The sequence below is a fragment of the Rhizobium sp. Pop5 genome, from assembly GCF_024721175.1.
In the GTDB taxonomy this organism is placed as follows: Bacteria; Pseudomonadota; Alphaproteobacteria; order Rhizobiales; family Rhizobiaceae; genus Rhizobium.
In genome coordinates this window covers 2,033,012-2,058,454 of sequence record NZ_CP099399.1, presented here as the reverse complement: position 1 = coordinate 2,058,454, position 25,443 = coordinate 2,033,012, and the positions used below count along the sequence as shown (strand labels likewise).

30 protein-coding genes and 1 riboswitch are annotated in these 25,443 nt (G+C 61.5%); of the genes, 17 read left to right on the top strand and 13 right to left on the bottom strand.

Translation table 11 applies throughout. The annotated features are described in order from the left end of the window. Positions 1 to 135: 135 nt before the first annotated feature. Together NE852_RS12390 and NE852_RS12385 are read right to left on the bottom strand one after the other, a co-directional pair. The gene (locus NE852_RS12390; protein ID WP_037175090.1) at positions 136 to 1,155 is read right to left on the bottom strand and encodes a GlxA family transcriptional regulator; all 1,020 of its coding nucleotides are present in this window, start codon (positions 1,153 to 1,155) and stop codon (positions 136 to 138) included. Between the two features lie 282 nt (positions 1,156 to 1,437). Continuing rightward, a complete protein-coding gene (locus NE852_RS12385; RefSeq protein WP_008535196.1) occupies positions 1,438 to 1,638 on the bottom strand; it encodes a hypothetical protein in 201 nt (66 codons plus the stop codon). A gap of 218 nt (positions 1,639 to 1,856) precedes the next feature. Here NE852_RS12385 and NE852_RS12380 point away from each other — a divergent pair, with 218 nt between their 5' ends. Continuing rightward, a complete protein-coding gene (locus tag NE852_RS12380; protein WP_008535199.1) occupies positions 1,857 to 2,786 on the top strand; it encodes a LysR family transcriptional regulator in 930 nt (309 codons plus the stop codon). Here NE852_RS12380 and NE852_RS12375 read toward each other — a convergent pair. Next, complete coding sequence (locus tag NE852_RS12375) at positions 2,775 to 3,725, bottom strand: alpha/beta fold hydrolase (protein ID WP_008535200.1); 951 nt, start codon at positions 3,723 to 3,725, stop codon at positions 2,775 to 2,777. The genes NE852_RS12380 and NE852_RS12375 overlap by 12 nt on opposite strands. A 204-nt stretch (positions 3,726 to 3,929) precedes the next feature. On the opposite strand from NE852_RS12375, the gene NE852_RS12370 reads away from it, so the two are divergent. The 4 genes from NE852_RS12370 to NE852_RS12355 all read left to right on the top strand — a co-directional run bounded on the left by NE852_RS12370 (position 3,930) and on the right by NE852_RS12355 (position 6,076). Then, a complete protein-coding gene (locus NE852_RS12370) occupies positions 3,930 to 5,243 on the top strand; it encodes an epoxide hydrolase family protein (RefSeq protein ID WP_008535201.1) in 1,314 nt (437 codons plus the stop codon). A 119-nt stretch (positions 5,244 to 5,362) separates the two neighbouring features. After that, positions 5,363 to 5,596, top strand: a complete 234-nt coding sequence (locus NE852_RS12365; RefSeq protein WP_008535202.1) for a DUF2171 domain-containing protein — start codon at positions 5,363 to 5,365, stop codon at positions 5,594 to 5,596. A gap of 52 nt (positions 5,597 to 5,648) precedes the next feature. Continuing rightward, the gene (locus NE852_RS12360; RefSeq protein ID WP_008535203.1) at positions 5,649 to 5,858 is read left to right on the top strand and encodes a DUF2945 domain-containing protein; all 210 of its coding nucleotides are present in this window, start codon (positions 5,649 to 5,651) and stop codon (positions 5,856 to 5,858) included. 32 nt (positions 5,859 to 5,890) lie between these two features. Further along, the gene (locus NE852_RS12355; RefSeq protein WP_008535204.1) at positions 5,891 to 6,076 is read left to right on the top strand and encodes a DUF3008 family protein; all 186 of its coding nucleotides are present in this window, start codon (positions 5,891 to 5,893) and stop codon (positions 6,074 to 6,076) included. Positions 6,077 to 6,088: 12 nt separating this feature from the next. Here the strand turns inward: NE852_RS12355 and NE852_RS12350 are convergent, their stop codons facing one another. Beyond that, positions 6,089 to 6,808, bottom strand: coding sequence for an MgtC/SapB family protein (locus NE852_RS12350; protein WP_008535205.1), 720 nt, complete (start codon positions 6,806 to 6,808; stop codon positions 6,089 to 6,091). Positions 6,809 to 7,058: 250 nt separating this feature from the next. On the opposite strand from NE852_RS12350, the gene greA reads away from it, so the two are divergent. Next, positions 7,059 to 7,541 carry a transcription elongation factor GreA gene (gene greA / locus NE852_RS12345; RefSeq protein ID WP_008535206.1) on the top strand — a complete coding sequence of 161 codons (483 nt, stop codon included), beginning with the start codon at positions 7,059 to 7,061 and terminating at the stop codon, positions 7,539 to 7,541. Here greA and NE852_RS12340 read toward each other — a convergent pair. Then, on the bottom strand, positions 7,531 to 8,439 hold the full coding sequence (locus NE852_RS12340) for a LysR family transcriptional regulator ArgP (protein WP_008535208.1): 909 nt from the start codon (positions 8,437 to 8,439) through the stop codon (positions 7,531 to 7,533). The two genes, greA and NE852_RS12340, sit on opposite strands and share 11 nt — an antisense overlap. Positions 8,440 to 8,540: 101 nt before the next feature. On the opposite strand from NE852_RS12340, the gene NE852_RS12335 reads away from it, so the two are divergent. Next, complete coding sequence (locus NE852_RS12335; protein WP_008535209.1) at positions 8,541 to 9,149, top strand: LysE/ArgO family amino acid transporter; 609 nt, start codon at positions 8,541 to 8,543, stop codon at positions 9,147 to 9,149. 92 nt (positions 9,150 to 9,241) lie between these two features. On the opposite strand, the gene NE852_RS32625 is transcribed toward NE852_RS12335, so the two are convergent. Then, on the bottom strand, positions 9,242 to 9,460 hold the full coding sequence (locus tag NE852_RS32625; protein WP_008535212.1) for a hypothetical protein: 219 nt from the start codon (positions 9,458 to 9,460) through the stop codon (positions 9,242 to 9,244). A 144-nt stretch (positions 9,461 to 9,604) separates the two neighbouring features. Then, a complete protein-coding gene (locus NE852_RS12330) occupies positions 9,605 to 10,078 on the bottom strand; it encodes a hypothetical protein (protein WP_128623662.1) in 474 nt (157 codons plus the stop codon). A 230-nt stretch (positions 10,079 to 10,308) separates the two neighbouring features. Here NE852_RS12330 and NE852_RS12325 point away from each other — a divergent pair, with 230 nt between their 5' ends. Further along, a complete protein-coding gene (locus NE852_RS12325) occupies positions 10,309 to 11,208 on the top strand; it encodes a LysR family transcriptional regulator (RefSeq protein ID WP_037175088.1) in 900 nt (299 codons plus the stop codon). A 99-nt stretch (positions 11,209 to 11,307) separates the two neighbouring features. Then, the gene (locus NE852_RS12320; protein ID WP_008535220.1) at positions 11,308 to 11,463 is read left to right on the top strand and encodes an entericidin A/B family lipoprotein; all 156 of its coding nucleotides are present in this window, start codon (positions 11,308 to 11,310) and stop codon (positions 11,461 to 11,463) included. Between the two features lie 64 nt (positions 11,464 to 11,527). Here the strand turns inward: NE852_RS12320 and NE852_RS12315 are convergent, their stop codons facing one another. Both NE852_RS12315 and NE852_RS12310 read right to left on the bottom strand, forming a co-directional pair. Then, the gene (locus NE852_RS12315; RefSeq protein WP_008535222.1) at positions 11,528 to 11,878 is read right to left on the bottom strand and encodes a hypothetical protein; all 351 of its coding nucleotides are present in this window, start codon (positions 11,876 to 11,878) and stop codon (positions 11,528 to 11,530) included. Positions 11,879 to 11,911: 33 nt separating this feature from the next. Next, complete coding sequence (locus NE852_RS12310) at positions 11,912 to 12,916, bottom strand: glycine betaine ABC transporter substrate-binding protein (protein ID WP_205621997.1); 1,005 nt, start codon at positions 12,914 to 12,916, stop codon at positions 11,912 to 11,914. Positions 12,917 to 13,526: 610 nt separating this feature from the next. Here NE852_RS12310 and NE852_RS12305 point away from each other — a divergent pair. After that, on the top strand, positions 13,527 to 14,981 hold the full coding sequence (locus NE852_RS12305; RefSeq protein ID WP_008535226.1) for a cobyric acid synthase: 1,455 nt from the start codon (positions 13,527 to 13,529) through the stop codon (positions 14,979 to 14,981). 216 nt (positions 14,982 to 15,197) lie between these two features. Here the strand turns inward: NE852_RS12305 and NE852_RS12300 are convergent, their stop codons facing one another. Beyond that, positions 15,198 to 16,127: an IS110 family transposase gene (locus NE852_RS12300; protein WP_008536825.1), complete on the bottom strand. Its 930-nt coding sequence runs from the start codon at positions 16,125 to 16,127 to the stop codon at positions 15,198 to 15,200. Positions 16,128 to 16,453: 326 nt separating this feature from the next. On the opposite strand from NE852_RS12300, the gene NE852_RS12295 reads away from it, so the two are divergent. Then, positions 16,454 to 17,224 (top strand): SDR family oxidoreductase, encoded by a 771-nt coding sequence (locus NE852_RS12295; protein ID WP_008535238.1) that lies wholly within the window; start codon positions 16,454 to 16,456, stop codon positions 17,222 to 17,224. Between the two features lie 11 nt (positions 17,225 to 17,235). Here NE852_RS12295 and NE852_RS12290 read toward each other — a convergent pair whose 3' ends face one another. Continuing rightward, positions 17,236 to 18,369 (bottom strand): helix-turn-helix transcriptional regulator, encoded by a 1,134-nt coding sequence (locus NE852_RS12290; RefSeq protein ID WP_008535239.1) that lies wholly within the window; start codon positions 18,367 to 18,369, stop codon positions 17,236 to 17,238. 185 nt (positions 18,370 to 18,554) lie between these two features. On the opposite strand from NE852_RS12290, the gene NE852_RS12285 reads away from it, so the two are divergent. From NE852_RS12285 to NE852_RS12275, 4 genes are all read left to right on the top strand, one after another. After that, positions 18,555 to 19,043 (top strand): hypothetical protein, encoded by a 489-nt coding sequence (locus NE852_RS12285; protein ID WP_008535242.1) that lies wholly within the window; start codon positions 18,555 to 18,557, stop codon positions 19,041 to 19,043. Between the two features lie 34 nt (positions 19,044 to 19,077). Next, the gene (locus NE852_RS12280; protein WP_008535243.1) at positions 19,078 to 19,353 is read left to right on the top strand and encodes a DUF4242 domain-containing protein; all 276 of its coding nucleotides are present in this window, start codon (positions 19,078 to 19,080) and stop codon (positions 19,351 to 19,353) included. 16 nt (positions 19,354 to 19,369) lie between these two features. Next, complete coding sequence (locus NE852_RS32725) at positions 19,370 to 19,708, top strand: DUF1127 domain-containing protein (protein ID WP_008535245.1); 339 nt, start codon at positions 19,370 to 19,372, stop codon at positions 19,706 to 19,708. Between the two features lie 99 nt (positions 19,709 to 19,807). Beyond that, positions 19,808 to 21,094: an adenylate/guanylate cyclase domain-containing protein gene (locus tag NE852_RS12275; protein ID WP_374992008.1), complete on the top strand. Its 1,287-nt coding sequence runs from the start codon at positions 19,808 to 19,810 to the stop codon at positions 21,092 to 21,094. Positions 21,095 to 21,101: 7 nt separating this feature from the next. Here NE852_RS12275 and NE852_RS12270 read toward each other — a convergent pair whose 3' ends face one another. Both NE852_RS12270 and NE852_RS12265 read right to left on the bottom strand, forming a co-directional pair. After that, a complete protein-coding gene (locus NE852_RS12270) occupies positions 21,102 to 22,892 on the bottom strand; it encodes a chloride channel protein (RefSeq protein ID WP_008535247.1) in 1,791 nt (596 codons plus the stop codon). A gap of 2 nt (positions 22,893 to 22,894) precedes the next feature. Next, entirely contained in the window at positions 22,895 to 23,167 is a 273-nt protein-coding gene (locus NE852_RS12265) for a hypothetical protein (RefSeq protein ID WP_128623663.1), read from the bottom strand. Between the two features lie 7 nt (positions 23,168 to 23,174). Further along, positions 23,175 to 23,570, top strand: a riboswitch (cobalamin riboswitch). 305 nt (positions 23,571 to 23,875) lie between these two features. On the opposite strand from NE852_RS12265, the gene cobU reads away from it, so the two are divergent. Then, positions 23,876 to 24,385: a bifunctional adenosylcobinamide kinase/adenosylcobinamide-phosphate guanylyltransferase gene (cobU, locus tag NE852_RS12255; RefSeq protein ID WP_008535249.1), complete on the top strand. Its 510-nt coding sequence runs from the start codon at positions 23,876 to 23,878 to the stop codon at positions 24,383 to 24,385. A gap of 4 nt (positions 24,386 to 24,389) precedes the next feature. Further along, the gene (gene cobW / locus NE852_RS12250) at positions 24,390 to 25,436 is read left to right on the top strand and encodes a cobalamin biosynthesis protein CobW (protein WP_008535251.1); all 1,047 of its coding nucleotides are present in this window, start codon (positions 24,390 to 24,392) and stop codon (positions 25,434 to 25,436) included. The last annotated feature ends 7 nt before the right edge of the window (positions 25,437 to 25,443 follow it).

Genomic DNA, 25,443 nt, shown 5'->3' with positions numbered 1-25,443 from the left:
GGCACCTTCTCCCCGAGGGGAGAAGAGAATATGCCGCACTGTCGCCGTTCCTCGACCGGTAACGAATAGCAAGTGCTCTCGCACCCAAGCCGTCTTCATGCTCGGGACAAGCCTGAGCATGAAGACGATGTTGTCTCAAGCCGCAACCGCCTGCCTTGCCGTTGCCATGGTCATCTTGCGCTCGGCGCGCTCCTGCTGCGGCGAGCGATGGTAGAGTTCGCGATAACACTTGGAGAAATGCGAGGCGGAGACGAAGCCACAGGCGACGGCGACTTCGACGACGGGCATGGAAGACTGCACCAGCAGGTGGCGGGCGCGGTCGAGGCGGATTTCCAGATAGTAGCGGGCCGGCGAGCGGCCCATCTCCTGGCGGAACAGACGCTCGATCTGGCGGCGGGAGAGGCCGGCGCCGTCGGCGATCTCGATCAGCGACAGCGGCTCGGCGAGATTGCCTTCCATCAGCTCGATGATCGACAGCACCTTGGCGTTCTGCACGCCGAGGCGGGCGCGCAACGGCAGGCGCTGGCGGTCGTGCGGGTTGCGCACGCGGTCGGTGAGATGCTGTTCGCAGATGCGGTTGACGAGGCTTTCGCCGAAATCCTCGCCGATAAGGTTCAGCATCATGTCGAGCGAGGCGGTGCCGCCGGCGCAGGTGTAGAGATTGCCGTCGACCTCATAGAGATCGGCATAGACCTCTGCCTGCGGGAAGGCTTCGGAAAAGCCCGGAAGGTTTTCCCAGTGGATGGCGCAGCGCTTGCCGTTCAGCAGACCGGCCTGGGCCAGTACATGCGCGCCCGTACAGAGGCTGCCGACGGCGACGCCGCGATTGTAGCATTCGCGCAGCCAGGCATTGACCGACTTGTTGTTGAACTCCTCGATGTCGATGCCGGAACAGACGAGCACCATGCCCGGCCGGTTTTCGCCGCCGAGATGGCGGCGCTCTTCGGCGAGGGAGGAATTCGCCTCGATGCCGATCCCGCAGGAAGAATAGACCTTTTCCCCGTCGACAGAGGCGAGCCGCCAGCTATAGGCCTGGTAGCCGAGCATGCGGTTGGCGATGCGCAAGGTGTCCACGGCCGCCGAAAAGGGCAGCATGGTGAATTGCGGTACCATAAAGAAGACCAGTGAACGCTTCTTGATCTGCATCCTGTTCATAGCGAAATCCATGCTCGAGGGACGATGACATATTCGTCGCGCGGAATGCGTCGCGCGGATATCCTGAAAGCGACACTGGCATGGATAAATGCGGCCGGGAAGAGCAAATATGCGACATTGACCGCGATTTGACTGGTCAAGCCATCGTCAAGCCGGGGGTAGGGCGGAGAACAGGCTTACAGGCAAGCTCAAAAACGGCGTGGAAGCCGACATTCCGGAGACGAAAAAGGCGGCGTGCACGAGGCAGGCGCCGCCCTCATCTCGGGAGGAATGTCGCATTCATTACATGGTCCGGTGTTTGCTGTCGTCCGTGCTCGGCCAGCCGATGTCCTTGCGGATGTCGAAGGGCATGGCTTCGATTTCGCGGGCAGTGCGCCAGCGCGTCCAGGCGAGGACGAGCTTGTGGGCATAATCTGCCAGATCGAAGCGGCCTCTGCCGGAGGTGAAGGTCTTGCCGGCACCCCGATAAGTAAGCGTGGTCATTTTCCGGTTCCTTTCATGGGTCCCAGGACATGGTGTTCGATGGGAGGTTTCGTCCATGTCCATGATGTTAATATGGGCCTGAGGAACTCATCATTCAAACGAATAGAGTTTATGGATAACATCAACAGGATTGAATGATCGCAGCGCGCTGCCCGCCGGCTTTGCAGCCAGGTGGAGTGATTTATGAACGCTGAACGATCGGCGTGGAGGGGTGACCGATGGACCGACTTGATGCGATGCGGGTATTGCTTGCCGTGGTCGACGCGGGCAGCATTTCTGCCGGCAGCCGAAAACTCAACGCGCCATTGCCCAGCGTCAGCCGCAAGGTGGCCGATCTCGAGCGCCATCTCGGCGCCAGCCTTCTCGTGCGAACCAGCAGGAACCTGCAACTGACCGATGCCGGCCGTGACTATGTCGACGCCGCAAGGAAGATCATCGCCGATCTCGATGAGGCCGAGCGGCGGGCCTCCGGAGAATACCAGACGCCCCGCGGTCTGCTGACGATCACCATGCCGCTCGAATACGGGAACCGCTACGTCCTTCCGATTGCGCTGAGCTTCTTGGAGAAGTACCCGGAGGTGTCGCTGAACCTGCTGTCGCTCGATCGGTCCGTCCATCTGGTCAGCGAGCAGGTCGATATCGCGATTCGTCTTGGGGAGCTGTCCGACAGCTCCCTTTATGCGGTGAAGGTCGGCGAATTCCGGCTCCTCACCTGCGCCAGCCCCGCTTATTTCCAACGGCACGGCATGCCGAGACATCCGAGTGATCTTCCGGGCCACGACGGCGTCGTTTTCGACAGAAGCACGTTCTTCTGGACCTTCGACATCGATGGACAACGGGTCGAAGTCCTTCCGAGGACGCGGCTGGAGGTCAACACCGCCGCGAACTGCGTTGCAGCGGCGCTGAGCGGGGCTGGAATCGCCCGGCTGTTCGATTATCAGGTCCAGGAGCACCTGGCGTCCGGGCAACTCGTTCCGGTTCTGGAAGAGTATGAAGGCGCTTCGCGTCCGATCCACATGGTCTATTCCAGGCAGGGGCCGCTCGCCCTGAAAGTGAGATCCTTCATCGATTGGGCATTGCCGCGGCTCCGGGAGAGCGGCGGCAGCGCGTTTCCGATCGGCGACAAGGCCTCGCCTTCATCTCGCTGATGCCAGGACTTCTTCGATGGTTCGTTCCGGATATTGCAGGTGCGGGTAGTGGCCCGCGCCGGCGACGACATCGAGCGTCACGTCCAGGCGCCTGGCAAGTTCGGCGCCCATTTTCTTGTCGATATAGAGGTCCTTCTCGCCCCAGACGACCTTGACCGGCGTCTTGAGCCTGCCGAGGTTGGCCTCGAAGAAATCCTGGTCGCGGGTGAAGCTGGAATAATAGTGGTAGAAGGCGTCGGCCGAGGTCAGTTCGCCGTGAGCCCAGCTCTGGTTCATGTCTTCCTGCACGTCAGCGGGAAGATCGAACTGCTCCTCCTTCGACAGGCCGCGCCTGTAGGTGTTTGCGAGGATTTCGCTGCTGGTCTGGTTCATATAGCTGCGGGTCCTCGATGCCGACGGCTCGCTCTTCAGGGCCTGCAGGCTCTCGTACATATAGTCCGGCCGGTTGAAGGGTGCGAAGTCGCCGACGACGATGTTGCTGGCGATGTCAGGCTCGTCGATGGCCGCAAGCAGTGCCGGAAGAGAGCCGATATCGGTGGCATAGATCGTCAGCTTCGAGCGGTCGATGTTCGCCTCGGCGATATAGGCTTTCAGCACCCTGGCATAGTCTGCCGGCGCATAGCCGAATTTTTCGACCGAGGGGCGCGATGACTGTCCGTAGCCCGGCCAGTCGAAGGCGTGGACGTCATAGTTGGCGGCGAGGCTCCTGGCGATATTTTTCCAGACGAACAGCGTTTCCGGAAAGCCGTGGAGGAAGAGCACGGTTCCCTTCGGGGCCTCAGCGCGAAGGACCATCCTTCTCAGGGTGACGTCCTTGTCGATCGTGACGAATCCGATGTCCCCGTCCTTGTTCTTCTGCGCCGGCGCGGCATGGCCGAGCGTCGCCGATGTGCCGAACACGGCGGTGGCCAGAAGACTTGCGATTGATCCTTTCAGCATGGGATGCTCCTTTGGTCGAGTTCTCGCGACTTGGCGTCGTTGGCTCTGAAGATCGGGCAAAGCGGTGAGGTCCGGTAGCTCGGGAAAGTAAGAGGTAGCCTCTCGGTTTCGCCACGTTTCGATGAAGCCGGCCAGGAGCTAGGTTCTCCATGCTCACGACGAGATCGCGTAACCGGTGAGCTATCTTGCGGAGAGGATGCAATCATGACCAAGCAGCAATCCATGGAAGCAATGCAGTTGTCGCGTCGATCGCTGCTGTTCGGCAGCGCTGGAGTAGCCTTGTCGGCCGTCGCTCTCCCGAATGTCGCCGTGGCGGGGGTTGTCGCATCCCCGGCGGTCGGCGCTGATCTGCGGCCCTTCGAGGCCGAGGTGCCGCAGGCGGCACTTGACGACCTTCACCGCCGCCTCGTCGCGACCCGCTGGCCGGAGGGTGAAACCGTCGCGGACAGATCGCAGGGGGTGCAGCCCGAGAAGCTGCGGGCGCTGGTCGAATACTGGCAGTCCGGCTACGATTGGCGCAAGGCCGAAGCAAAACTCAACGCCTATCCGCAATTCCTGACGGAGATCGACGGCGTCGCCATCCACTTCCTTCACATCAGGTCGAAGAACGAAGGCGCGCTGCCGCTGATCATGACCCACGGCTGGCCTGGGTCTGTCTTCGAACTGCTGAACGTCATCGGGCCGCTCACGGATCCCGTCGCGCACGGCGGCAATGCCGAGGATGCGTTTCACCTTGTCATCCCCTCGATCCCCGGATTCGGCTTCTCGGGAAAACCGAAGGAGAAGGGATGGGATCCGCAGCGCATAGCCGCGGCCTGGGACATGCTGATGAAACGTCTCGGCTATCACAGCTATGTCTCCCAGGGCGGCGATTGGGGAGCGATCATCAGCGATGCGCTGGGGCGTCAGGCGCCCGAGGGTCTGCTTGGAATTCATGTCAACAGGGTCGAACGCGCCACGACCTTTCCGCCCGAGGTGGCCAAGGCGCTGATGAGCGGGGACGCCGCTCCGCAGACGCTTTCCCCTGATGAAAAGGCAATTTTCAACGAGGCCCGCGATTTCTTAAGCAACGGCTTCGGCTATGCCGCCATCATGAGCACGCGGCCCGAGACGGTGGGATACGGTCTTGCGGATTCCCCCGTCGGCCTTGGGGCGTGGCTCTACGACAAGATCGCCGACTGGGTGTTTATGCGCGGCGATCCGGAGAGCGCCCTCGGCAGGGAAGCGATCCTCGACAACATCACGCTCTATTGGCTCACCAATACAGGTCCTTCCAGCGGGAAAATCTATTGGGAGAATGCCGCGGCGATGGCGAAGCTTTCTCCCATCAAGGTGCCTGTCGCAGTCACCATTTTCCCCGGCGAAGTCTACAGGCCTCCGAAGAAATGGCTCTCAACAGCCTATCCTGATCTCGTCTATTACAATCAGGTCGAGAAGGGCGGACACTTTGCGGCCTGGGAGGAACCGGAACTCTTCAGTCAGGAAGTAAGGGCAGCGTTCAGAGGTCTCAGAAGCTGACCGTCTCGCAGCTGCGGCTTTCTTGCGGGATTATTCCGGGCGTGGCGAAAGGCCTTGGAACCAACTTCGCTCCCCGTCGTTGCGGCCTGGTAACTGCCAGTGATGCAAAGGAGGAAACGATGATTTCCGCAGATCAGATTCGCGAACATATGGAAGTCCTGACCGCCGACGGCACCCATGTCGGGACGGTCGATCATCTCGACGGCCCCACCCGTATCAAATTGACGAAGTCCGATGCCGAGGACGGCAAGCATCACCTGATCCCGCTCGACTGGGTCGATCATGTCGACGCTCACGTTCACCTGTCGAAGAACGCGCGGGATGTCCGCAGCCAGTGGGCCACCATAAACTGACGAGCGATCGGCTGCGGCTCAGGCCGCAGCCTCCTCGCCGCAGGGAGGTCCGATGTCCAGGCAATTGAAGCCGGGCGACCATGTGAGCTGGGATACCAGCCAGGGAAAGACCGAGGGCAGGGTGGTCTGGAAGCAGACCAGCGAAACGAAAATCAAGAGGCACAAGGTGAAGGCGTCGGCGGCGGAGCCGCAATATATCGTCGAGAGCGACAAGTCGGGAAAGCGGGCGGCGCACAAGCCACATGAACTTCGGAATCTTTGAGGGCGCGTTGTTTCGATCGGAAGGAGATCGACATGCCAGCCAAGTCCAAAGCCCAGCAGAAGGCGGCAGGGGCCGCACTTTCGGCCAAGCGCGGCGAGACGCCCAAGAGCGAACTCAAGGGCGCTTCGAAGCAGATGGTCGAATCCATGAGCGAAAAGCAGCTCGAGGAATTCGCGTCGACCAAAAGAAAGGGCAAGCCCGAGCACGCCTCGAAATAGGCGCCGTTCGGTTCAGGTGTTCGTCGAATGCATGGAGAAATGTGCGATCCCGCGCGCCTCGGATACGGCGGCCAGGATCGCGCGGGCGGATGCGTCCGGATCTTTCGCCAGCCAGCGCAATTCGAATGCCGCGCCGATGCGGCCATCTTCGGTCGGCCCCACCGAAACCAGCAATGCGCTGCATTCAAGAGGTTCCAGCACATCCGACAGATCGGGAATATCGGAACTCGTTCCGTAGACGACGAGCGTCGCCTTCCGCTCGCAGCGCAGCCATGTATCCAGATTTTTCATCGGCTTCAGGACGATAAAGGCAACCACCGTCGCCACCGTGCCGGTCACGATCTGTCCGCCGCCGAAGCAGAGGCCGACGACCGTCATGAACCAGAGGGTCGCCGCCGTCGTGACGCCGGTCATCATGTCGCCGCGCCTCAGGAGCGCGCCGCCGCCGATGAAGCCGACGCCTGTGAGAACGCCGAGCGGAAAGCGCAGCACGTCCATCTGCGAGAAGAAATTGGGAGTCTTTCCGTACACAGACAAAAGGATGTTTGCCTGGATCATCGCCAGGCAGGCGGCAAGCGCCACCAGGATCGTCGTTCTGAAGCCCGCCGAGTGTCCGCCGCGCTCGCGGTCCAGGCCGATCAGGCCACCGGCAACCACCGTCAGCGCGATCCGTGCGGCGATATCCCACCAGCTCGGCTCCAGCGGCATGGCATCCGTCAGGAACGAGGGCATGTTTGGTGTCCAACTGTGTTGCCGTTCCTTCGCTGCTGGCCGGGCACTCGATCCTCCTGCGCTACGGTGCATCTGGATGGAGTAAACGCCACGTGCGGCAGGACGTTCCCGGCGGCCCTTCTGCCGGTCGTAAACGTCCGCCGATCCCGCAAGATTGGCGGTTCGTTCGCGGCCGGTGTATGTATGGCTTCAAGCGCGGGCAATCGCCCGTCCGGAATAAGCGCGTAGCGCCTGAAATGGAGTTCCAAGATTGGCTGTCGCCTTCACCAAGGAAGAGAGTTTCGAAACCGCTTCGGAAACCTTGCTGCCGGACCGGCCGGTTTCACCGCATCCGAACCTCGTCACGGAAGCCGGGTTGAAGGCCCTGGAGCTGCAGTTCCGCGAGGCGCGCGAGGCCTATGATGCGGCAAACATCATCGAAGACGTGAACGAGCGGCGCCGGCAGGCGGCCGGTCCCTTGCGCGACCTGCGCTACCTCCAGGCAAGGCTGGGCACCGCCCAGCTCATGCCGGAGCCCGCTTCAGCGGATGTCGTTGCCTTCGGCAACACGGTGACCTTCCGCCGCGACGACGGGCGCGTGCAGACCTATCGCATCGTCGGGGAGGACGAAGCCGATCCCAGGGCCGGATCGATTTCCTACGTTTCCCCGGTGGCGCGGCTGCTGATGGGCAAGGCCGTCGGCGACGTGGTGGAGACGGGCGGCCAGGAACTGGAGATTACGGCTATAGCGTAGGAGCCGATAGACGACGCTTGGCCACCGTGACGACTTCGTGTGTCAGGTCGGCCAGGCGGTCGGCGGCGAGGCGGTTTATCTGCCAGTAGAGGGGCACGTCGAGCGGCGTGTCGGGCACCAGTTCGACCAGGCGTCCGGAGGCGAGATGCTCGCGGGTCAGCTGGATCGGGTTCATTCCCCAGCACATGCCCGAAAGGCTCGCCTCGACGAAGCTCTGCGGCGACGGCAGCCAGTGGGTGGGATAATCGAGATCGCGTCCGAAGGTCCGGCGTATCCAGTCGCTCTGCAGCCTGTCCTTCTGATTGAAGGTGAGGGCGGGAGCGTTGCGGATCGCTTCTGCCGTCACGCCTTGCGGAAAATGGCATGCGACGAATTCGCGGGTTGCCGTGGCGTGGTAGCGCAGGGTGCCGAGCGCGAAGCGCCGGCATCCCCGGATCGGCTTTTCCAGGCTGGTGACGGCGGCGATCACCCGCCCGCGCTGGAGCCATTCGGCCGTATGGTCTTGGTCGTCGACGGCGACATTCAGGAGATAGGAAGAACTCCTGGCGAAATTCGCCATGGCCTCCACGAACCATGTCCCGAGGCTGTCGGCGTTGGTTGCGATCTGCAGCGTGACCCTTTGGCGCGGCTCGTCGGGATCGACGAGGGCCGGCAGTTCCCCGAGCAGTTCGGCTTCGAGCATGCCGACATTCTCGATATGGCGGCAGAGCCAGTCTCCCTTTTCGGTTGGTGTGCAGGGGCTGCCTCTGACGATGAGGACGACGCCGAGGCGCTCTTCCAGCTGCTTGACGCGCTGCGAAACGGCGGAAGGTGTCACGTTCAGGACGGTCGCGGCGCGTTCGAAGCTCCCCGTCTGGACAACGGTCGCGACGGCGCGCAGGGCTGGATAGTCGAGCATGATTAGTTTCGCTTAATTCGGGTAAGCTGGATTAATTAGTCTAATTCACGCGGCGGCGATATGGCAATCACTCCAGAAGTGAGAGGGCGTTCGCCGCAACGATGAGTTTTTCGATCTATGCCACCGGCCTGATGATGGGCCTCAGCCTGATTGTCGCGATCGGCGCGCAGAATGCCTTCATTCTTCGCCAGGGCTTGCGCAACGAACACATCTTCGCGGTCTGTCTGGCCTGCGCGCTCTCCGATGCGGCGCTGATCCTGCTCGGCGTGACCAGCCTGCAGCAGATCGCCAAGCTGCTGCCCTGGCTGGATCCGGTCATGCGCTATGGGGGAGCTGCGTTTCTGGCCTGGTATGGAGCCAAGAGCCTCTATTCCGCCTTGCGGTCATCCGCCGCCCTTTCGGTGGCGGAAACCAAAACGGCGAGCTTTCGCCAGACGCTTGCGACCTGCCTCGCGCTCACTTGGCTCAATCCGCATGTCTATCTCGATACGGTGGTCTTGCTCGGCACGATTTCGACGCGCTATCCCGGACAGCAGGCTTCCTTTGCGGCAGGGGCGGTGACAGGTTCCTTCCTGTTCTTCTTTGCCCTCGGTTATGGCGCGAAACGGCTGCGGCCGATCTTCTCGAGACCTTCATCCTGGCGCATGCTGGAAACGCTGGTGGCTTTCACCATGTGGATCATCGCGTTCAAGCTACTGGGCGGGATGTGATCAGGGCGTTTGGTAGTTCGACGAGACTGGCAGCAGGTGCCGTCTCTGCCATTTGGTAACCCGGCGATCTCAGGTGACGGCGGGGCCGCGCCTTACGCGCGGCTCGGCGATTCCACGATCCTCAGAGCCCGCTTCGGCCGAGTGAGCGTGTTCAGAAGCGGCGGTTCCATTTCATGCTGACAATCCGCTATCAGGTGCGACGGGAATCGCTTCAATTCCCGCAGCGCATGTTCATGGTTCGCGTTCCTGCGCCTCCGCGACTTGAATGCGGAAAAGGCCTGTAGGATATTCCAGGTGCTTGGGTGCGTCATATCGAGCCTCCTTTGCTGTTTCCGACTGGGAAACTATGCGGCGTGCTCGATGTTCAATCAAATGAAATGATATTGGGTTATGAATCAGGAAAATTGAATCTTCGAGAGGGAGGAAATGATTCAAGGTATCTATTTGTCATGCCTCTAATCCGGCGGAATGCCGTCCGACCTAAACGACCCGGTGAATGTGCGGCCATCCTCTGTTTTCCCCGAGCATTTTATGCTGACGGGATGGCGGCTTCGGAAATCTTCGTAAGTGCAGTAGCCGTTGGCATGCGACAGGCTTGCTGTATCCGCCCGGGGTTTGAGATTAGAGACCAATATATCGATGTTAGTCAGATACACGCTTCCGAGGGGCGTGGCATGATGAATGCCGGAAAATGCGAAGACTCTTTCATCAGTTGTGTAAAAATAGAAACCACGCCTACCACTGCGATAGGAAGTAATGGATAGGCTTTCTGCGCATGAACTTGTGAAATTCTCATCGCCCACAATCAAGGTGTCGCAACTACCTGTTAGAACAGATGTTTCGATGCCGTTGATCTCAGCAGAAGATGCGTGGGCGCAGAAGACTAAGATGAAAACGCCGACAGACGCGAACAATTTGATAATATTCATCGGAACCGCAGCTATTGGGGCGTGGAGGTAACATTGTCTTCGAGCTGCTACTAAGACAGATAACGAGTAATTAGCAACAGGTTTGCCCGCAGCTACTACCGTGATTTGAAGCCCCGGTTGACGGCTCAATGAGGTTAGTACGGATGATCGAAGCTGTGAGGCGCGTTCATTGACATTCAGCTAAACAAAATGATATCCGTTATAAATCAGAAAAATTGAAAGATGCGACGATGAGCCTTCCCTTTCGCCGTCCCATTCCTTTGCTTGACAACGATGTGCTGCGCACCTTCGTCGCCATCGCCGAGACAGGCAATTTTTCCACCGCCGCCGAAGCGGTCTTCCGCACGCCGTCGGCGGTTTCCATGCAGATCAAGAAGCTCGAGGAGCAGCTCGGCGCGACGCTGTTCTTGCGCGACGCCCGCTCGGTGACGCTGACGCGCCACGGCGAGATGCTGCTCTCCTATGCCCGCAATATCCTGGCGCTGTCGAATGAGGCGGTGTCGCGCTTCATCATGCCCGAACTGACCGGCGTCGTCCGGCTCGGCGCGCCGGAGGATATCGGCGAGCGGCTGCTGCCGAGAATCCTGAAGAGCTTTGCCGAAAGCTATCCCGGCATCATGGTCGACGTGACGATCGACATGAGCGTCGGGTTGAAGAAGCGCATGGAGGAGCAGCGGCTCGACCTGGCGCTGATCAACTGCGCGACGCGGCCGTTCCCGACCGGCGGCGAGGTGGTGTTCCGCGAGCGGCTGGTCTGGGCCGGTGCGCGATGCGGATCGGCACACCGCCGTGACCCGTTGCCGATCTCGATCTGGGAAGACGGCTGCATCTGGCGCCAGGAGGCGCTGTCGCAGCTCGAACGCAACAAGCGGCCTTATCGCGTCGCCTATCTCAGCGGACACACGATGGCGCAGCGCGCCGCCGTGCTTTCCGATCTCGCCATCGCGCCGCTGCCGCTCTCCTATGTCAGCGAGGACATGGCGATCCTCGGCCTGCAGGAAGGGCTGCCGGAGCTCGGCTCCTTCGATATCCGCCTGCTGACCGCCTCGCAGATGTCGGGACCGATCGAGACGGTGGCCGACAGCATTCGAGGCGCCTTTGCCGAGCGGGCAAAGGCGGTCGCTGCCTGAGGATGTATTTGAACCGCTGAACTTTTTGTTCCCTTGTGCGTTATGGACGCGGACGGCATGACTGTCGTTCGGGGTTGATTTCAAACAAGGATATTCGAAATGTCGACAACGGCCAAAATTGCCGCAGCCTTCATGGTTCTTCTTGCTCTTTCTTCCTGCGGCAACACGATCCGCGGCATGGGAAAGGATACGGCGAACGCCGTCAACGCCACCCAGGATGCCGGTCGCACGGTGGGCCACGCCGCTAAGAAGTGAGCGGGTGCCAGGTTTGCCGGGCTGAGCCGAATCTTCCTATCTGATGACGAGGGGGCGGACCACTCTATCGAGTGGCCGGGGGATATGCTTTTTCGAGGCCGCCGGATCGGCTGAGGCCGGTCCGGAAGGCTTGGTATGCGGGATGCTGGCTGGAGCGGGCGGTTTCCATCAGCCGGATCTGCAGCCGGTCCGGCGCCTCGGTCCCGAGCCACATTCCAAGATTTTCAAGTTTCAGCGAGTTCAGGAAGCGCGATTCGACGGCAAGATCGAGGTGGCGGCGCAGGCCGTCGAGCAGATTGTCGTCCTGGGCGACGTTCTCCATGAGCAGCATCAGATAGGACTTGTCGGCATCCGACAGCGCGGCGAGCTTTTCCGCGACGGTATCGCGGTCGGGAAAGGGAATGTTGCCAGTCATCTCGAATCGCCCGGTCGTTGATCGTTCCCGCCGTTATAAGCTCGCCTTCACCTTCTCGGCTACATCGGCCGGCACCCATTTCGTCCACAGGCTCTCGTAATTGCGCAGGAAATGCATCGCGGCATCCGCGTTGCTTTCGCGATTTTCGTCCTGCCAGGCGAGCACCTCGTTGATCGTCGCGTTGTCCCATTTGCGGGTTCTGAGATAGGTGGTGACAGGGTCGTCGCGGCTGGCAAAGGACCTGGTCATCAGCGTGAAGGCGCGCGAGACCGGGTAAGAGTTGACCTCCGGCCTGAGGCAGCCGGCAACGGCGGTGCAGCGGTCCCATTCGGCCTTGTCGTGGGCGACGCCGAAGCTCAGCCGCGTCATGTCGTATTTGCCGAGGATGGCAGTCGGCGCCCAGTAATAGCCGAGCCAGCCGACCTTGTTTTCGAAGGCGCGGGCGATCGACGCATCGAGCCCTTTCGGGCTGCCGGTATCGACCAGCTCGAAGCCGTTCCTTTCGCCTCCAAGCGCCTTGAACAGATTGGCAGTGGAAATCTGGCAGCTCCAATCGGCCGGGCAATTGTAGACAGCGCCCTTCGATGGGTCGTCTTCGGCGGGGAAGAGTTCGGGATGCTTCAGCGCATGTTCGACGGAGCGGATGTCGGGATTGGCGTCAGCGATGAATTTCGGAATCCACCATCCTTCGATGGCGCCGTCGGCAAGGATCTCGGCGCCCTGCTCCAGCCGGCCGGTTTTGACAGCCTGATCGAGCAGCGCCCTGACGGAATTGATCCAGTATTCCGAGGCAATGTCGGGGGTGCCTTTCTCGTTCATCGAGGCGAAGGTCGGAAGCGTGTCTCCGTCGACGATGGTGACCGAGCAGCCATAGCCCTTTTCCAGGATGATCTTGTCGAAGTTCGCGGCAATGCCGGCCGAGGCCCATTTCATCTCGGCGATCGAAACCTCGCCGCAGTCGTCGGCCTCGGCCGGCGCGGCTGCAGTCCAAAGAGCCGCGGCAAAGACGGCCGAAATCAGAAGCGTCTTCATCGTCATCCCCAAATTTTTCTTCTTAGGTCGGACGTGCAGCCGGGTCTCGAAATTCGTTATTCCATGCGGTTCCGGCAGTCCGTCGCAGGCCATGTTCAGCAATGGCGCATTTTCCGGAGAGCCTACCCGTTCGCCCGGAGAAATCAACCATCTTCTGCTCTTGGTTGCGTCTCTAAATTATTGAATTCGAATAATTTATGTCAGTGTGACCGATGACGCAGCCACCGGCGGAGATGCACGTTGCTCGCGATATCAGGCGGGCCTTCGGCAGAAATTTCGCGGGATATATCAAAAAATGCCGAAATTAACATTTGCGCAAGGCTTCACTAACGATCCGGTAAGAATGTGCCGTTATCAGTGGGGTCGCAGCGGGAACGACCGTTGCTTCTCCGGTTCAGGTAGTGCGTACCGGAGAAAGCGAGCTTCGCCGTGTTGAGGGCGAAGACGCCTGAGTTTTCGGCAAACCGCGCAGAGCCAAGGCCATGCGCGGTTTTCGCGTTTCCAACAGGAACTTGACCCGGTATTGACGCCCATTGTAGGCCTCGGGCCAGCGCATCGATCCGAAAATCGGAACTGATTTTCGGAAGCACGATGCTCCAGGGAAAGGCGGCCGCTCATGGCAAAAGCGATCATGCTGCAGGGAACCGGCTCGGATGTCGGCAAGACGGTGCTGGTGGCGGGCCTCTGCCGGCTGGCGGCCAATCGCGGGCTCAAGGTGCGACCGTTCAAGCCGCAGAACATGTCGAACAATGCCGCGGTCGCCGACGACGGCGGCGAGATCGGCCGGGCACAGTGGCTGCAGTCGCTGGCGGCGCGCGCGCCATCCTCGGTGCACATGAACCCGGTGCTGCTCAAGCCACAGTCGGAAAACGGCAGTCAGATCGTCGTGCAGGGCAGGGTGTTCGGCCAGGCCAAGGGGCGGGATTATCAGCGGCTGAAACCCGAATTGATCGGCGCGGTGCTCGAAAGCTTCGAAAAAGTGGCCGACGGCGCCGATCTCGTTATCGTCGAGGGCGCCGGATCGCCGGCCGAAATCAATCTGAGAGCCGGCGATATCGCCAATATGGGCTTTGCGACGCGTGCCGGCGTGCCGGTCGTGCTCGTCGGCGATATCGACCGCGGCGGCGTTATCGCTTCGCTGGTCGGCACGCATGCGATCCTCGGCGAGGAGGATCGGGCGATGATTTCGGGCTATATCATCAACAAGTTCCGCGGCGATGTTTCGCTGTTTGACGACGGCATCCGCGCCGTCGAAGGCTTCACCGGCTGGCCGTGCTTCGGGGTCGTGCCCTGGCTATCGGGTGCCGCGCGGCTGCCGGCCGAGGATTCGGTCGTGCTCGAACGGCTGGCCAGGGGCGGGGCCGGCGCGCTGAAGATCGCCGTGCCGGTGCTGCCGCGCATCGCCAATTTCGACGATCTCGATCCGTTGCGGGCCGAGCCGGATGTCGAGCTGGTCTTCGTGCGATCGGGCGAGCGGCTGCCCGCCGATGCGGGCCTCGTCGTCCTTCCCGGCTCGAAATCGACGATATCGGATCTCGCCGACTTCAGGGCGGAGGGCTGGGACCGCGATCTTCATATGCATGTCAGGCGCGGCGGCCGGGTGATCGGCATCTGCGGTGGCTACCAGATGCTCGGCCGTATGGTCCATGACCCGCTCGGCATAGAGGGCGGCACCTTGGAGACGCCGGGGCTTGGGCTTCTCGACGTCGAAACCGAGATGGCGCCTGAGAAGACCGTGCGCAACAGCCAAGCACGCTCGACTGAATACGACGCGCCGCTTATCGGCTACCAGATCCATCTCGGCATCACCCGCGGCCTTGATTGCGTCAGGCCTTCGGCGATCGTTGACGGCGCGCCCGACGGGGCGGTGTCGGCGGACGGCCGGATCATGGGCACCTACCTGCACGGTCTCTTCGGCAGCGACGCCTATCGCGCCCGGTTGCTGCAAAGCTTCGGGCTGTCGGGCGAGCAGAGGAATTACCGCGAGAGCGTCGAACAGGCGCTCGACGAGATCGCTCGGGAATTGGAACGGCACCTCGATGCGCGCTGGCTTGCGGGGTTGCTGGAGTAGGGATGGAATGCGCCGGGGGATTGCCGCCCCGTCTTGCGCCGGCTGGAAGGCTGTCCCCTACGGTATATACGGTTGATCAGAGGCGCCTAACCTTTCCTCCTCATTCCTGTGCTCGTCACAGGAATCCAGTGCGCCCAGGTCCTTGGGCGCGAGAGACACCTTGCTTGGGAAAGAATCATTCACGGCGCGGACGCGCCGTGGCTGGCAACTGTATTGTCAGGTCGTCTGAAACATCGTCTTGTCCCTGAGCAAAGCGTTTGCTGTGACGAGGATTTTGCGGGCGATGGCGATGAAGATGACCTTGAGGGGTTTACCCTTTGCCATCATCGTTTGGGCCGTCCTGGCGAAAGGCGACTTCATCCTGTAGGCGACGAGCGCGGCCATGTAGAGCGCGTCGCGCACGCGCTTTCGCCCGCCACGGATATGACGCTGGCCACGCAAGGTGCCGCTGTCGGCATTGAAGGGCGCAAGGCCGGCAAGTGCGGCCATGGCTTTCGGCGAGCGGCCACCGAGTTCCGGCATATGGGCAAGCAGTGTGAAGGCCGTCACCGGTCCGATGCCTGGTATGGAGCGAAGCCTTTTATTCCGCTCGCTCATGTCCTGATCTGCCCGCACGTGTTCATGGCAGGCTTTCTCGATGCGGGCGATCTCGTCGTCGAGCCAGGCGATATGGCTTTCGATGCTGGCATGCTGGCTTTGATCGGCATTGTGAATGCGGACGCGTTCCTGCTGGCGCATGGCCACCAGCTGATCGCGCCGGCCATGCAGGTCGGCCAGATGCCGGTGCAACGGATCGGGCGGCACGTTGACCGGCGGAGAGAGCGTTTGCCCCATATGCGCCAGCAGCCGTGCATCGATCGCATCGGTCTTGGCCAGAAGGCCGAGCGCCTTGGCAAAGTCGCGGGCTCTGGCCGGATTGACCCGGCAATAGGGCCGCTGGGCTTCTTCCAGCGCGACGCACAGCAGTCTGTCGTAACGTCCGGTCGCCTCCAGAACGACAGTGACATCGCGTCCCTCCAGGGTTGCAAGCCAGCCAGCAATGGAAACAGGCGTGTTGTCGATGCGGATATGCTTCTGCGTCTGAGCGTCGAAAAGATCCAGATGCGCCTTGGAGACGTCGCATCCGATGAAAACAGGGTGTACCATGGCAAGCCTCATCCTGTGCTACGAGGTCCGCGGCAACGGCCTCTATCAACTGTTCAGGTTGGGATATCGAAAGCGGGCGGAGGACCAAGAGCCAGCAAACGGTCTCTCACGACCAGGATTCCGACGGCTTTCCGCCCGCAACCCTTCTACCACAGTTCCAATACACAGGATTCCTGTGACAAGCACAGGAATGAAGGAGTGGGTCTTTTGAAAGAAGTGATGCTCGAAGCAGGGAACTGGTGTTTACCGACTGCGGTTGCGCACTTGTCAAATTAGTTGACTGAGTCCATTAATTGTCGAGTCAGACCCGGTTGAGAGCGATGACCATGAGCATATTGGACAGATTTTCCCTAGCGGATCAGGTGGCGCTGGTGACCGGCGGCGGTCGTGGTCTGGGCTTCGAGATGGCACGCGCCCTGGCAGAAGCCGGCGCGCATGTCGTCGTGAGCGGACGCACGGCCGCAACGCTGGAGGATGCCGTAAGGACCATTCGCGCCGCAGGCGGTACGGCCGAGGCTGCGGTGTTCGACGTCGCCGATCGCGAGGCCCAGCGTGCTGTCATGGCCGATATCGAAAGGCGTCATGGTCGCCTGGATATTTTGATCAACAATGTCGGCGTCCGCGACAGGCGGCCGCTGGCCGAATTCGACGACGATGCCATCATCGAGTTGCTGCGCACCGATCTCGCCGCCGCGATGACGCTTTCGCGCGACGCGGCCGTGCTGATGAAGCGGCGCAATTACGGCCGTCTGATTGCGGTGACCTCAATCAGCGGCCAAGTCGCAATGCCCGGTGACTGCGTCTATCCGGCGGCCAAGCAGGGGCTGACCGGCCTGATGCGGGGCATGGCGGTCGAATTCGGCCCGCATGGCATCACCAGCAACGCGATTGCGCCCGGCTGGTTCGCCACCGAGACGAACGCTGCGATGGCTGAGAACGAGGAACTGATGCCCTTCGTGCGCCAGCGCATTCCGGTTCAGCGCTGGGGACGCCCTGACGAGATCGCCGGCGCGGCGCTGTTTCTCGCAAGCCGTGCGGCCTCTTTCGTCAACGGCCACGTGCTGACCGTCGACGGCGGAATGACGGTCAGGATGTGAGCGACTGGAGGTTACGGGCGCCTGACGGGTGGGCTCAGGTCGCGGACCAACTGCTGCAGGCTGCGCTGGTCCTCTGCTCCCGTCTTGTCGTAGATGGCGGCGAGCTGGGATTTCACGGTGCCGTCGGCGACACCCTGCGCATTTGCAATCTCGGATCGCGTCATGCCTTCGGAGACATAGCCGACGACGCGCCGTTCGGCAGGCGTCAGGGCAAACAGCGCGGCGATGGCTTCGACGGCTGATTGGATCACCGTTCCAGCCGCGGCGAGGAAGATCGCCGCGGCTGCCCGGCTTTCGAAGCGTCCTTTTTCGGCGCGCCGCTGCAGAGGCAGAACGTGGGCGACGGCCGGCCGCTCGGCTGAAGCAAGGGGAACGTCGATGCCAGCGGCCGCGAGGCTGATTTCGTCGCGCGCGCCAAGCGCCACGGCGTTGGAAAGGGCGGCGCCCGCATAGGCATAGCGAGTGGCGAGCCTACCGGAAAGCGCGTGGACCACCTCCTGCTCGCGCAGCCGTGCTTCGGCGGCATCGTTGGCGAAGAGGATCGTCATGTCTTCGGCGACGATGAAGACCGCATGCTCGAGAGCGTCGATGACTTCCCGGAGGACCGCGGCTTCTGCACGCTCCATTTCGAACATGTCGTGGATCGTCACGGCACGGCGGATATGCGGGCCGAGCAGCCCGACGATGTCGAAAACGCGCCGTTCGCTCGGTTCGTATTGCACCGAAATATTGATGGTTCCGACGCGGGTGGGGCGCTTCAGCACGGCCATGTCGATCGAATTCAATACCCCGTATCTGGCATGAAAGTTCTGGTATAGCGCGCCGCTCTTCCAGACGGTTTCGCCATCGGCCCCGTAGAGGGAAAACATCCGCTCCAGCGTATCCGGCTGATCGATCTCCATTCGGTGGAGGAGGTGGAAGAACGGGACGTCCTTCGCATGCGCGACGAGAGCGCGGACCGCTTCCGCGTCGTCGCAGGCGATCTGAGCCAGCCGCGCGGAACGGGTCGTGGTGTCGAAGACGGCAAGCGTCGTGAGAAAACCGTTCACCTGCCTGTTGATCAGACGCAGAGCATTCGGCCAGGCATCCTCCCGGGCCACGCAATCATAAATAGATCCGATGATTTCCGACAGTTGCTGTTCCATGGCGGCGATCCTGCATCAGCCTGGCCGGCGCGGTCAACCGTCGCGGGCATAGGCGCCGTCATTCCCGGCATTTGTGTCAGATTTCATCCCCCATGCGGGAGATGTTTCATCGTGCGGATTTTCTACAACGCATTGCCGGCCGGATTGCATCGGTCTGGACAACCAGAAATTGGAGGACAATCTTCATGAAAGCGACAAAAGCGCCGATCGCGGCGCTTCTCATGATGGCAGCTTTTCCGGCGGTGGCGCTCGGCGGCGGCACCGGTTTGCCGGAACAGGTCCGGGAGGCCAATGCACGCTTCCGGGACGTCAACCAGGCCGCCAGGGAAGGCTATTCGCCGATCCCGTGCACCAGCGGCATAGACGGAGGCGCGATGGGCATCCACTACGTCAACGCCGACCTCATCAAGGACGAGGCCATTGATCTCTCCAAGCCGGAGGCCGTGATGTACGAGCCTGACGAACACGGCAAGATGAAGCTCGTTGCCGTCGAATACATCACGACGAAAGGTCCCGCCAATCTCGGCGGTCAGCTGTTCAGTTTCACGAACGCACCGAACCGCTACGGGCTTCCGGCCTTCTACGAGCTGCATGTCTGGGCATGGAAGGACAATCCGAAAGGACCCTTTGCCGACATGAATCCCGACGTCAGCTGCCGGCATGCGCACGGCTGACCGAGCCACTCCAGCATCAGAGAAGGATGAAACAATGCCGCAATTCGTCGTCGAACGAAATATTCCGGGTCTCGGGGACATGGACAAGGAAACCCTGCGGGAAATCTCGGCGAAATCCAACGCCGTGGTGGCCGCCCTCGGCGAACCCTATAGCTGGATCACCAGCTATGTGACCGGGGACAAGATGTACTGCATCCACGAGGCCGAAAGCGCAGAAGCGGTCTATCGGCACGCGGAAAAGGGTGGCTTTCCCGCGGACCGCGTCACCGAGGTCACGACCCTCATCGGCCCTCACTCGGCAGATCGCTAAGGAGGCGCGCAAAGGCATGCGGCGTTTTGCGATCGCGACGTGTGTCAGCGGCGGGAACCAGCCGGCGAACGGGGCGCCGGCTGGTTCCCTTCTGGCTTCGCGCGGTCAGTCGCGCCTTTTCTTGGAGGATATGATGAACGGGAATTTCCCATCCGGCGTGCTGAATCTTCGAATATGCAAAGCATTACTGCTGCCGATTTCCGTCCTGCGAGTGCTCATGATCTGGAGGCATCGCCGGTCGGCGGAAAATAGGCTTGGCGCCTTGTCGGATCACATGCTGAAGGACATTGCGGTGTCGAGAGGCCAGATCCCTTTCATTGCCTCCCAAGAGGCAGATTGGAGCCGTTTTCGCTGACGGCGCGGAAGCGGAAGCATTCTGCCATCCGTAATTTCGGCCTCGATTTCCGCATCCCCTCATTCGCCTGGGAGTAGTATCGTGACGCGAAGCAGGCTAATGAATGGCATGCGCGACATGGCTTTTTCAGCGCCTGTCCTGCGGTTCCCGGTGCCGAGCCTCGATCGTGAAAACGGCTTCTCCGGCTCTCGGCCCGATGCGGAGGTTTCAAAAATTAACGATCATATTCAGTGGATTATAGAGCAGGGAATCACCAGCGAGCATATCGGCGATCTCATTACCGGTCTGTGCGAGCGGCTGATTGCCGACGGATTTCCGATCTGGCGGGCGAGCATCAGAATGCCGTCCATCCATCCGATGTATCGCGGCGTTTCGGCCAATTTCGCGCGGGGCGCTGCAACAATTCTCGAAGCCGCCGAGCACGGGAGCGAAACGGAGCGCAGCTTCGAGAAGACACCGACATTCTATCTTTTGAGCCGCGACGAAAAAGCGGGGCGATGGAACCTCGCGAATGACGAGGGCCTCAACTATACCGAGCTCAACGAATTCGCGCAGGCCGGCGGCACCGACCACGTTATCCGCATTTTCGAATTTCCGAAGGAGGTGGCGCTGCGCGGGCTCGCTGTTTCCCTGACCAGCGACGCGCCGGGCGGATTTTCCGACGAGCAGCTTGCGGTCATCGAACAGCTTTTGCCGGCGCTGGGGCTTGCGGCTTACCGGGTGGCGGCGTCGAAGACCGCCACCGATATCCTCGCCGTCTATACCGGCGCGAAGACCAGCGCGCGCATCCTCGCCGGCGAAACCCGCAGGGGAATGGGCGGTTCCATCAATGCCGCAATCCTGCTTGCCGATCTCCGGAATTTCACCGCCTTGACCGAGGTCTATCAGCCGGAGGAGATCGTCGGCTTTCTCAACGAACATTTCGATCTGATCGACCGGCATGTCGGGGAAAATTCCGGCGAGATCCTGAAGTTCATGGGCGACAGCGTGCTGGCGATCTTCCCAACGGATGCGGACGATCCGCAACAGGCCTGCCTGGCGGCCCTCGCTTCGGCAAGGAACCTGCTGGAGGCAAACGAGGCGCTCAATCGCGAGCGGGCGGGCAATGGCGGCCCCGATATCGGCGTCGACGTCGTGCTGCATCTCGGCGAGGTTTTCTACGGCAATGTCGGCGCCCAGGGCAGGCTCGATTTCACGGTGATCGGCAGGGCGGTCAACGAGGCCTCGCGGCTTGAAAAGCTTTGCGGCACGCTCGAGCAGCCGCTCCTGATGTCGGAGAGCTTCGCGACGACCTGCGCCGTGCCCTGCCAATATCTCGGTTCGTTCGAACTGCGCGGGGTTTCGAAGCGGGCTGATGTCTTCAGGCCCGTCGACACAGCATCGTAGCGGCCGCTCAGATCTCGCCGGATACTTCGCGGCGGCGGCGGTCCAGTTCTTCGCTGTAGCGGCGCAACGTATGGCTTTCGCTGAGCTGACCGACCACCTTGCGTTCGATCAGGTTGTTGACGACGGCCAGCGCTTCGCTTTCGCTCTTATCGAAGATCGCCGCCGCCTGCCTGGCGTTCATCTGCGGCTGCAGGAAATCGTTGCGGTATCGGATGAAATCGGCAAGCACCTTGCCTTCGTCCTGGGCGTCCGTCGGGTTGGCGTAGATCTCAGGCACCAGCACGAGGCCGGCATATTTGTCGCTCTCCTCGACGAGGATGACGCGCTGGGTCGAGCCTATCGGGAAGGCCTGTTTGAACTCCTCCAGAGAGATGCCCGATCTTGCGGTCTTGACGTCTGATCGCATCAGCTTGTCCACCGTCAGATTGCGGATCCAGCCGACATCGTGGGCGCTACGGATGCTTTCGCCGCGCAGGTGGAAGCGCCAAGTGGCGAAGGAATAGCCGAAGGTCGAGCGCACAACGAGCGAAGAGGTGATGACGGCGGCGAGCACCAGCGCGGTGATCGGGAAGTCGCCGGTGATTTCGAGCGCGAGAAAGGTCATGGTCAGCGGCCCGCCGATGACGGCGACCGCAAGCGAGCTCATGCCGACCACGGCATAGATGGCGGGCGTCAGGGTCGTCGCGGCGAAATAGGGGCCGCAATAGGCAAAGAGCTTGCCGAGCAGGGCGCCCATGAACAGCGAGGCGAAGAACAGGCCGCCTCTGAAGCCCGAGCCGATCGAAATCGCTGAGGCGAGGGACTTCAAGAGAAAGAGGCCGATCAGCGCCGGGATCGCGACGTCGCGCGACAGATTGAGATGCAGCGCGCCGTGGCCGGCCGAAAGCACCTGCGGCGAGATCATCGCCAGAAGGCCGACGATAATGCCGCCGAGAGCAGGGCGGAAGGGCGGCGCGATCGAACTCTTGCGCGCCACCTCCTCGATGAAGGCGACGCCCTGCATGATAAGAATGCCGACGCCGGCGCAGAAGACGCCGAGCAGCAGCGCCGGGATATAATCGGCAGGCACGACCGAGCCGAAGCTGCCGATATCGATGGTGAAATCGCCATCGGCAAGCAGCCTTGCGACGAGTGTGGAAACGAGGGCGGAGGTGACGACCGGCGTCAGCGACACGATCGTATAGGTGCCGATGATGAGCTCGAAGGCATAGAAGGCGCCGGTCAGCGGCGCATTGAAGGCGGCGGCGATGGCGCCGGCTGCGCCGCAGCCGACAAGGATGCGCAGGTCCGAGCGGCGAAGCTGCAGCTTCAGTCCGAATTTCGAGGCGAGGCCGGCGGCAAGTTGGGTATAGCCGGCTTCCAGGCCGACGGAGGCGCCGAAACCGTTGGAGAGCAGGTTCTGCACGGCAACGATGATGCTGTCGGTCAGGGAAAGACGGCCGCCATGCAGGGCATTGGCCTCGATCGGATCGACCATCGGCTTCTTGCGCCGTTTCGCCAGCACCAGGAGCAGCAGCCCGAGCAGGACGCCGCCCATGACGGGCGCGGTCAGCAACAGCAGCTTGTCGTCGATGTCAGATGAACTCAACCTCTCGCTGTCTGCTATGCCGAATATCAGCTGGTGCAATTCGTTCGAAACGAAACTCATGCCGGTGACGGCAAGTCCCGAAGCGATGCCGACGACGGCGCCGGCCAACGACAGGCCGATTTCGCTGCGTCGCGTCAGAACGCGCAAACGGCCGGGATCGAGGAAAACACGCAGCGCGCGGAGACGGCGCCGATCCAATTTCATGAGCATGGCTAGACAACTAGGCAGGGAGAGGCCGGGTCAAGGGTGAAGGCCGGGTCCGCTTGCGATGCAATTGCGGCAAAAAGCCGGCGTGCCAGACAAATTTTTATGACATAAGCCTCTGATAAATGACGATATTTTAGGTAGAGTAAGTCGTGTCGGCGTTTGCCTGCCGGCTCGCTGGCCATTCCGGCGTGCCAAGGCCGGTTGACTTCACCCCGGAGCTTGCCTAACCATCCTTGATATAAAGGGTGGTCGCCTGACCATCCCACGATGATGGTCATCTGACCATCATCGGATATAACGGATGGTTCCGGATCGGCGTTACGCTTTCCGGATGAAAAGGGAATGTGACGAGGCGGACCCAAGCCGGGCGCTTTCATCACAGCCGACCCCGCGACTGTAGAGCGGTCAGGGTCTTGCATCCGGCATCGAGCCTTTTTCGTCGGCAGCCCGCAATGGTGCGGGCGGGCGGAGCGGAGGAGATGCCGGAAAAGCCACTGGAAATGCATGGTGATCAACCGGGGTCGGACGCCTCTATTTCTACGAATCGTCCACCTTTTCACGAGATGCAGCCGGGAAGGCGAGGCAGATCCGCTGGCACGATCAGGGGCGACCGGAAACGGTCGTCCCGGTCGCGGCCGATACCCGCGAGCCAGGAGACCTGCCATCCCGTGCCGGGCGAAAAGCCCAACCCTGGGCAAGAGGCCCGCTGCCAGCACGGAGGTTGTTTTGGCTGAACGATTGAATTCGGCGCTGCCTTTGGTGGCAGATGTGGGGCTTTCGGCCTTGTGCGTCGAGTATGCGGTACCCCCCTCTGTCCTGCCGGACATCTCCCCCACAAGGAGGGAGATGGAATCGCGGCGACGATCTCCCCAAACAACTGACGTAAGGCGATGGTCTCGCCTCTTGCCGATCTCCCCCCTTGTGGGGGAGATGTCCGGCAGGACAGAGGGGGGTGCAACACCCTCCGCTGCAGAAGGCGTCCGAGCATGAGCACCACCTTCATCCTCGGCGGCGCCCGCTCCGGTAAATCGCGTTTTGCCGAAAACATCGTCACGGCGACCGGCCTCGAGCGTCATTACATCGCCACCGGCCGGGCGTGGGACGATGAAATGCAGGCGCGCATCGACCAGCATAAGGCGGATCGCGGCCCATCCTGGACCACGCATGAGGAACCGCTGGAGCTTGCCGAGCGGCTTACGGCCATCGATGGCGAAGGCAGGGCGATTCTTGTCGACTGCCTCACACTCTGGCTCACCAATCTGATGATGGAGGGGCGCGATATCATCGCCCAGTCCGTTGCGCTCGCCGCCTGGTTGCCCCAAGCGAAGGCACGGCTCGTCATCGTTTCCAACGAAGTCGGCCTCGGCATCGTGCCCGAGAACCGCATGGCGCGGCAATTTCGCGACCATGCCGGCCGGCTGCACCAAATGATCGCGGCCAATGCCGACGACGTCTATTTTATCGCGGCAGGACTGCCGCTGAAAATGAAGGGTTAGTTCCATGCAGCAGAAAATTCCCGCAACCGTCATCACCGGCTTCCTCGGCGCCGGCAAGACGACGATGATCCGCAACCTGCTTACCAATGCCGGCGGCAAGAAGATCGCACTCATCATCAACGAATTCGGCGATCTCGGCGTCGATGGCGATGTGCTGAAGGGCTGCGGGGCGGAGAACTGCACCGAGGACGATATTATCGAGCTCACCAATGGCTGCATCTGCTGCACGGTGGCCGACGATTTCATCCCGACCATGACCAAGCTTCTGGAGCGCGACCAGCGCCCCGATCACATCGTCATCGAAACCTCGGGACTTGCGCTGCCGCAGCCGCTGGTGGCCGCCTTCAACTGGCCTGATATCCGCAGCGAAGTTACCGTCGACGGCGTTATCACCGTCGTCGACAGCGCGGCTGTTGCCGCCGGCCGTTTTGCCGACGACCACGATGCCGTCGATGCGCGCCGCGCCGAGGATGAATCGCTCGATCATGAAAGCCCGATCGAAGAACTTTTCGAGGATCAGCTGACCTGCGCCGACCTGATCGTGCTGAACAAGACCGATCTCATCGACGCCGACGGGCTCGGCCGCGTGAAGAGCGAGGTCGCCTCGCGCATTGTCCGCAAGCCCGTGATGATCGAGGCCCGGAATGGCGAGGTGCCGGCAAGCGTGCTGCTCGGCCTCGGTGTCGGCACCGAAGACGATATCGTCAACCGCAAGTCCCATCACGAGCTGGAGCATGAGGATGGCGAGCCGCATGATCACGACGAATTCGACAGTTTCGTCGTCGAACTTGGCGCGGTCGCCGATACGGTAGCATTCGTCGAGAAGCTGAAGGGCATCATCGCCGAGCATGATGTGCTGCGCCTCAAGGGCTTCATCGATGTCTCCGACAAGCCCATGCGCCTGCAGCTGCAGGCCGTGGGTGCCCGCATCGACCAGTATTTCGACCGCGCCTGGGCGCCGGGTGAAGCCCGCAGCACCCGCCTCGTCGTCATCGGCCTGCACGAGATGGATCAGGACGCGGTGCGCAAGGCGATCGAAGCGCTCGTCTGAGGATATT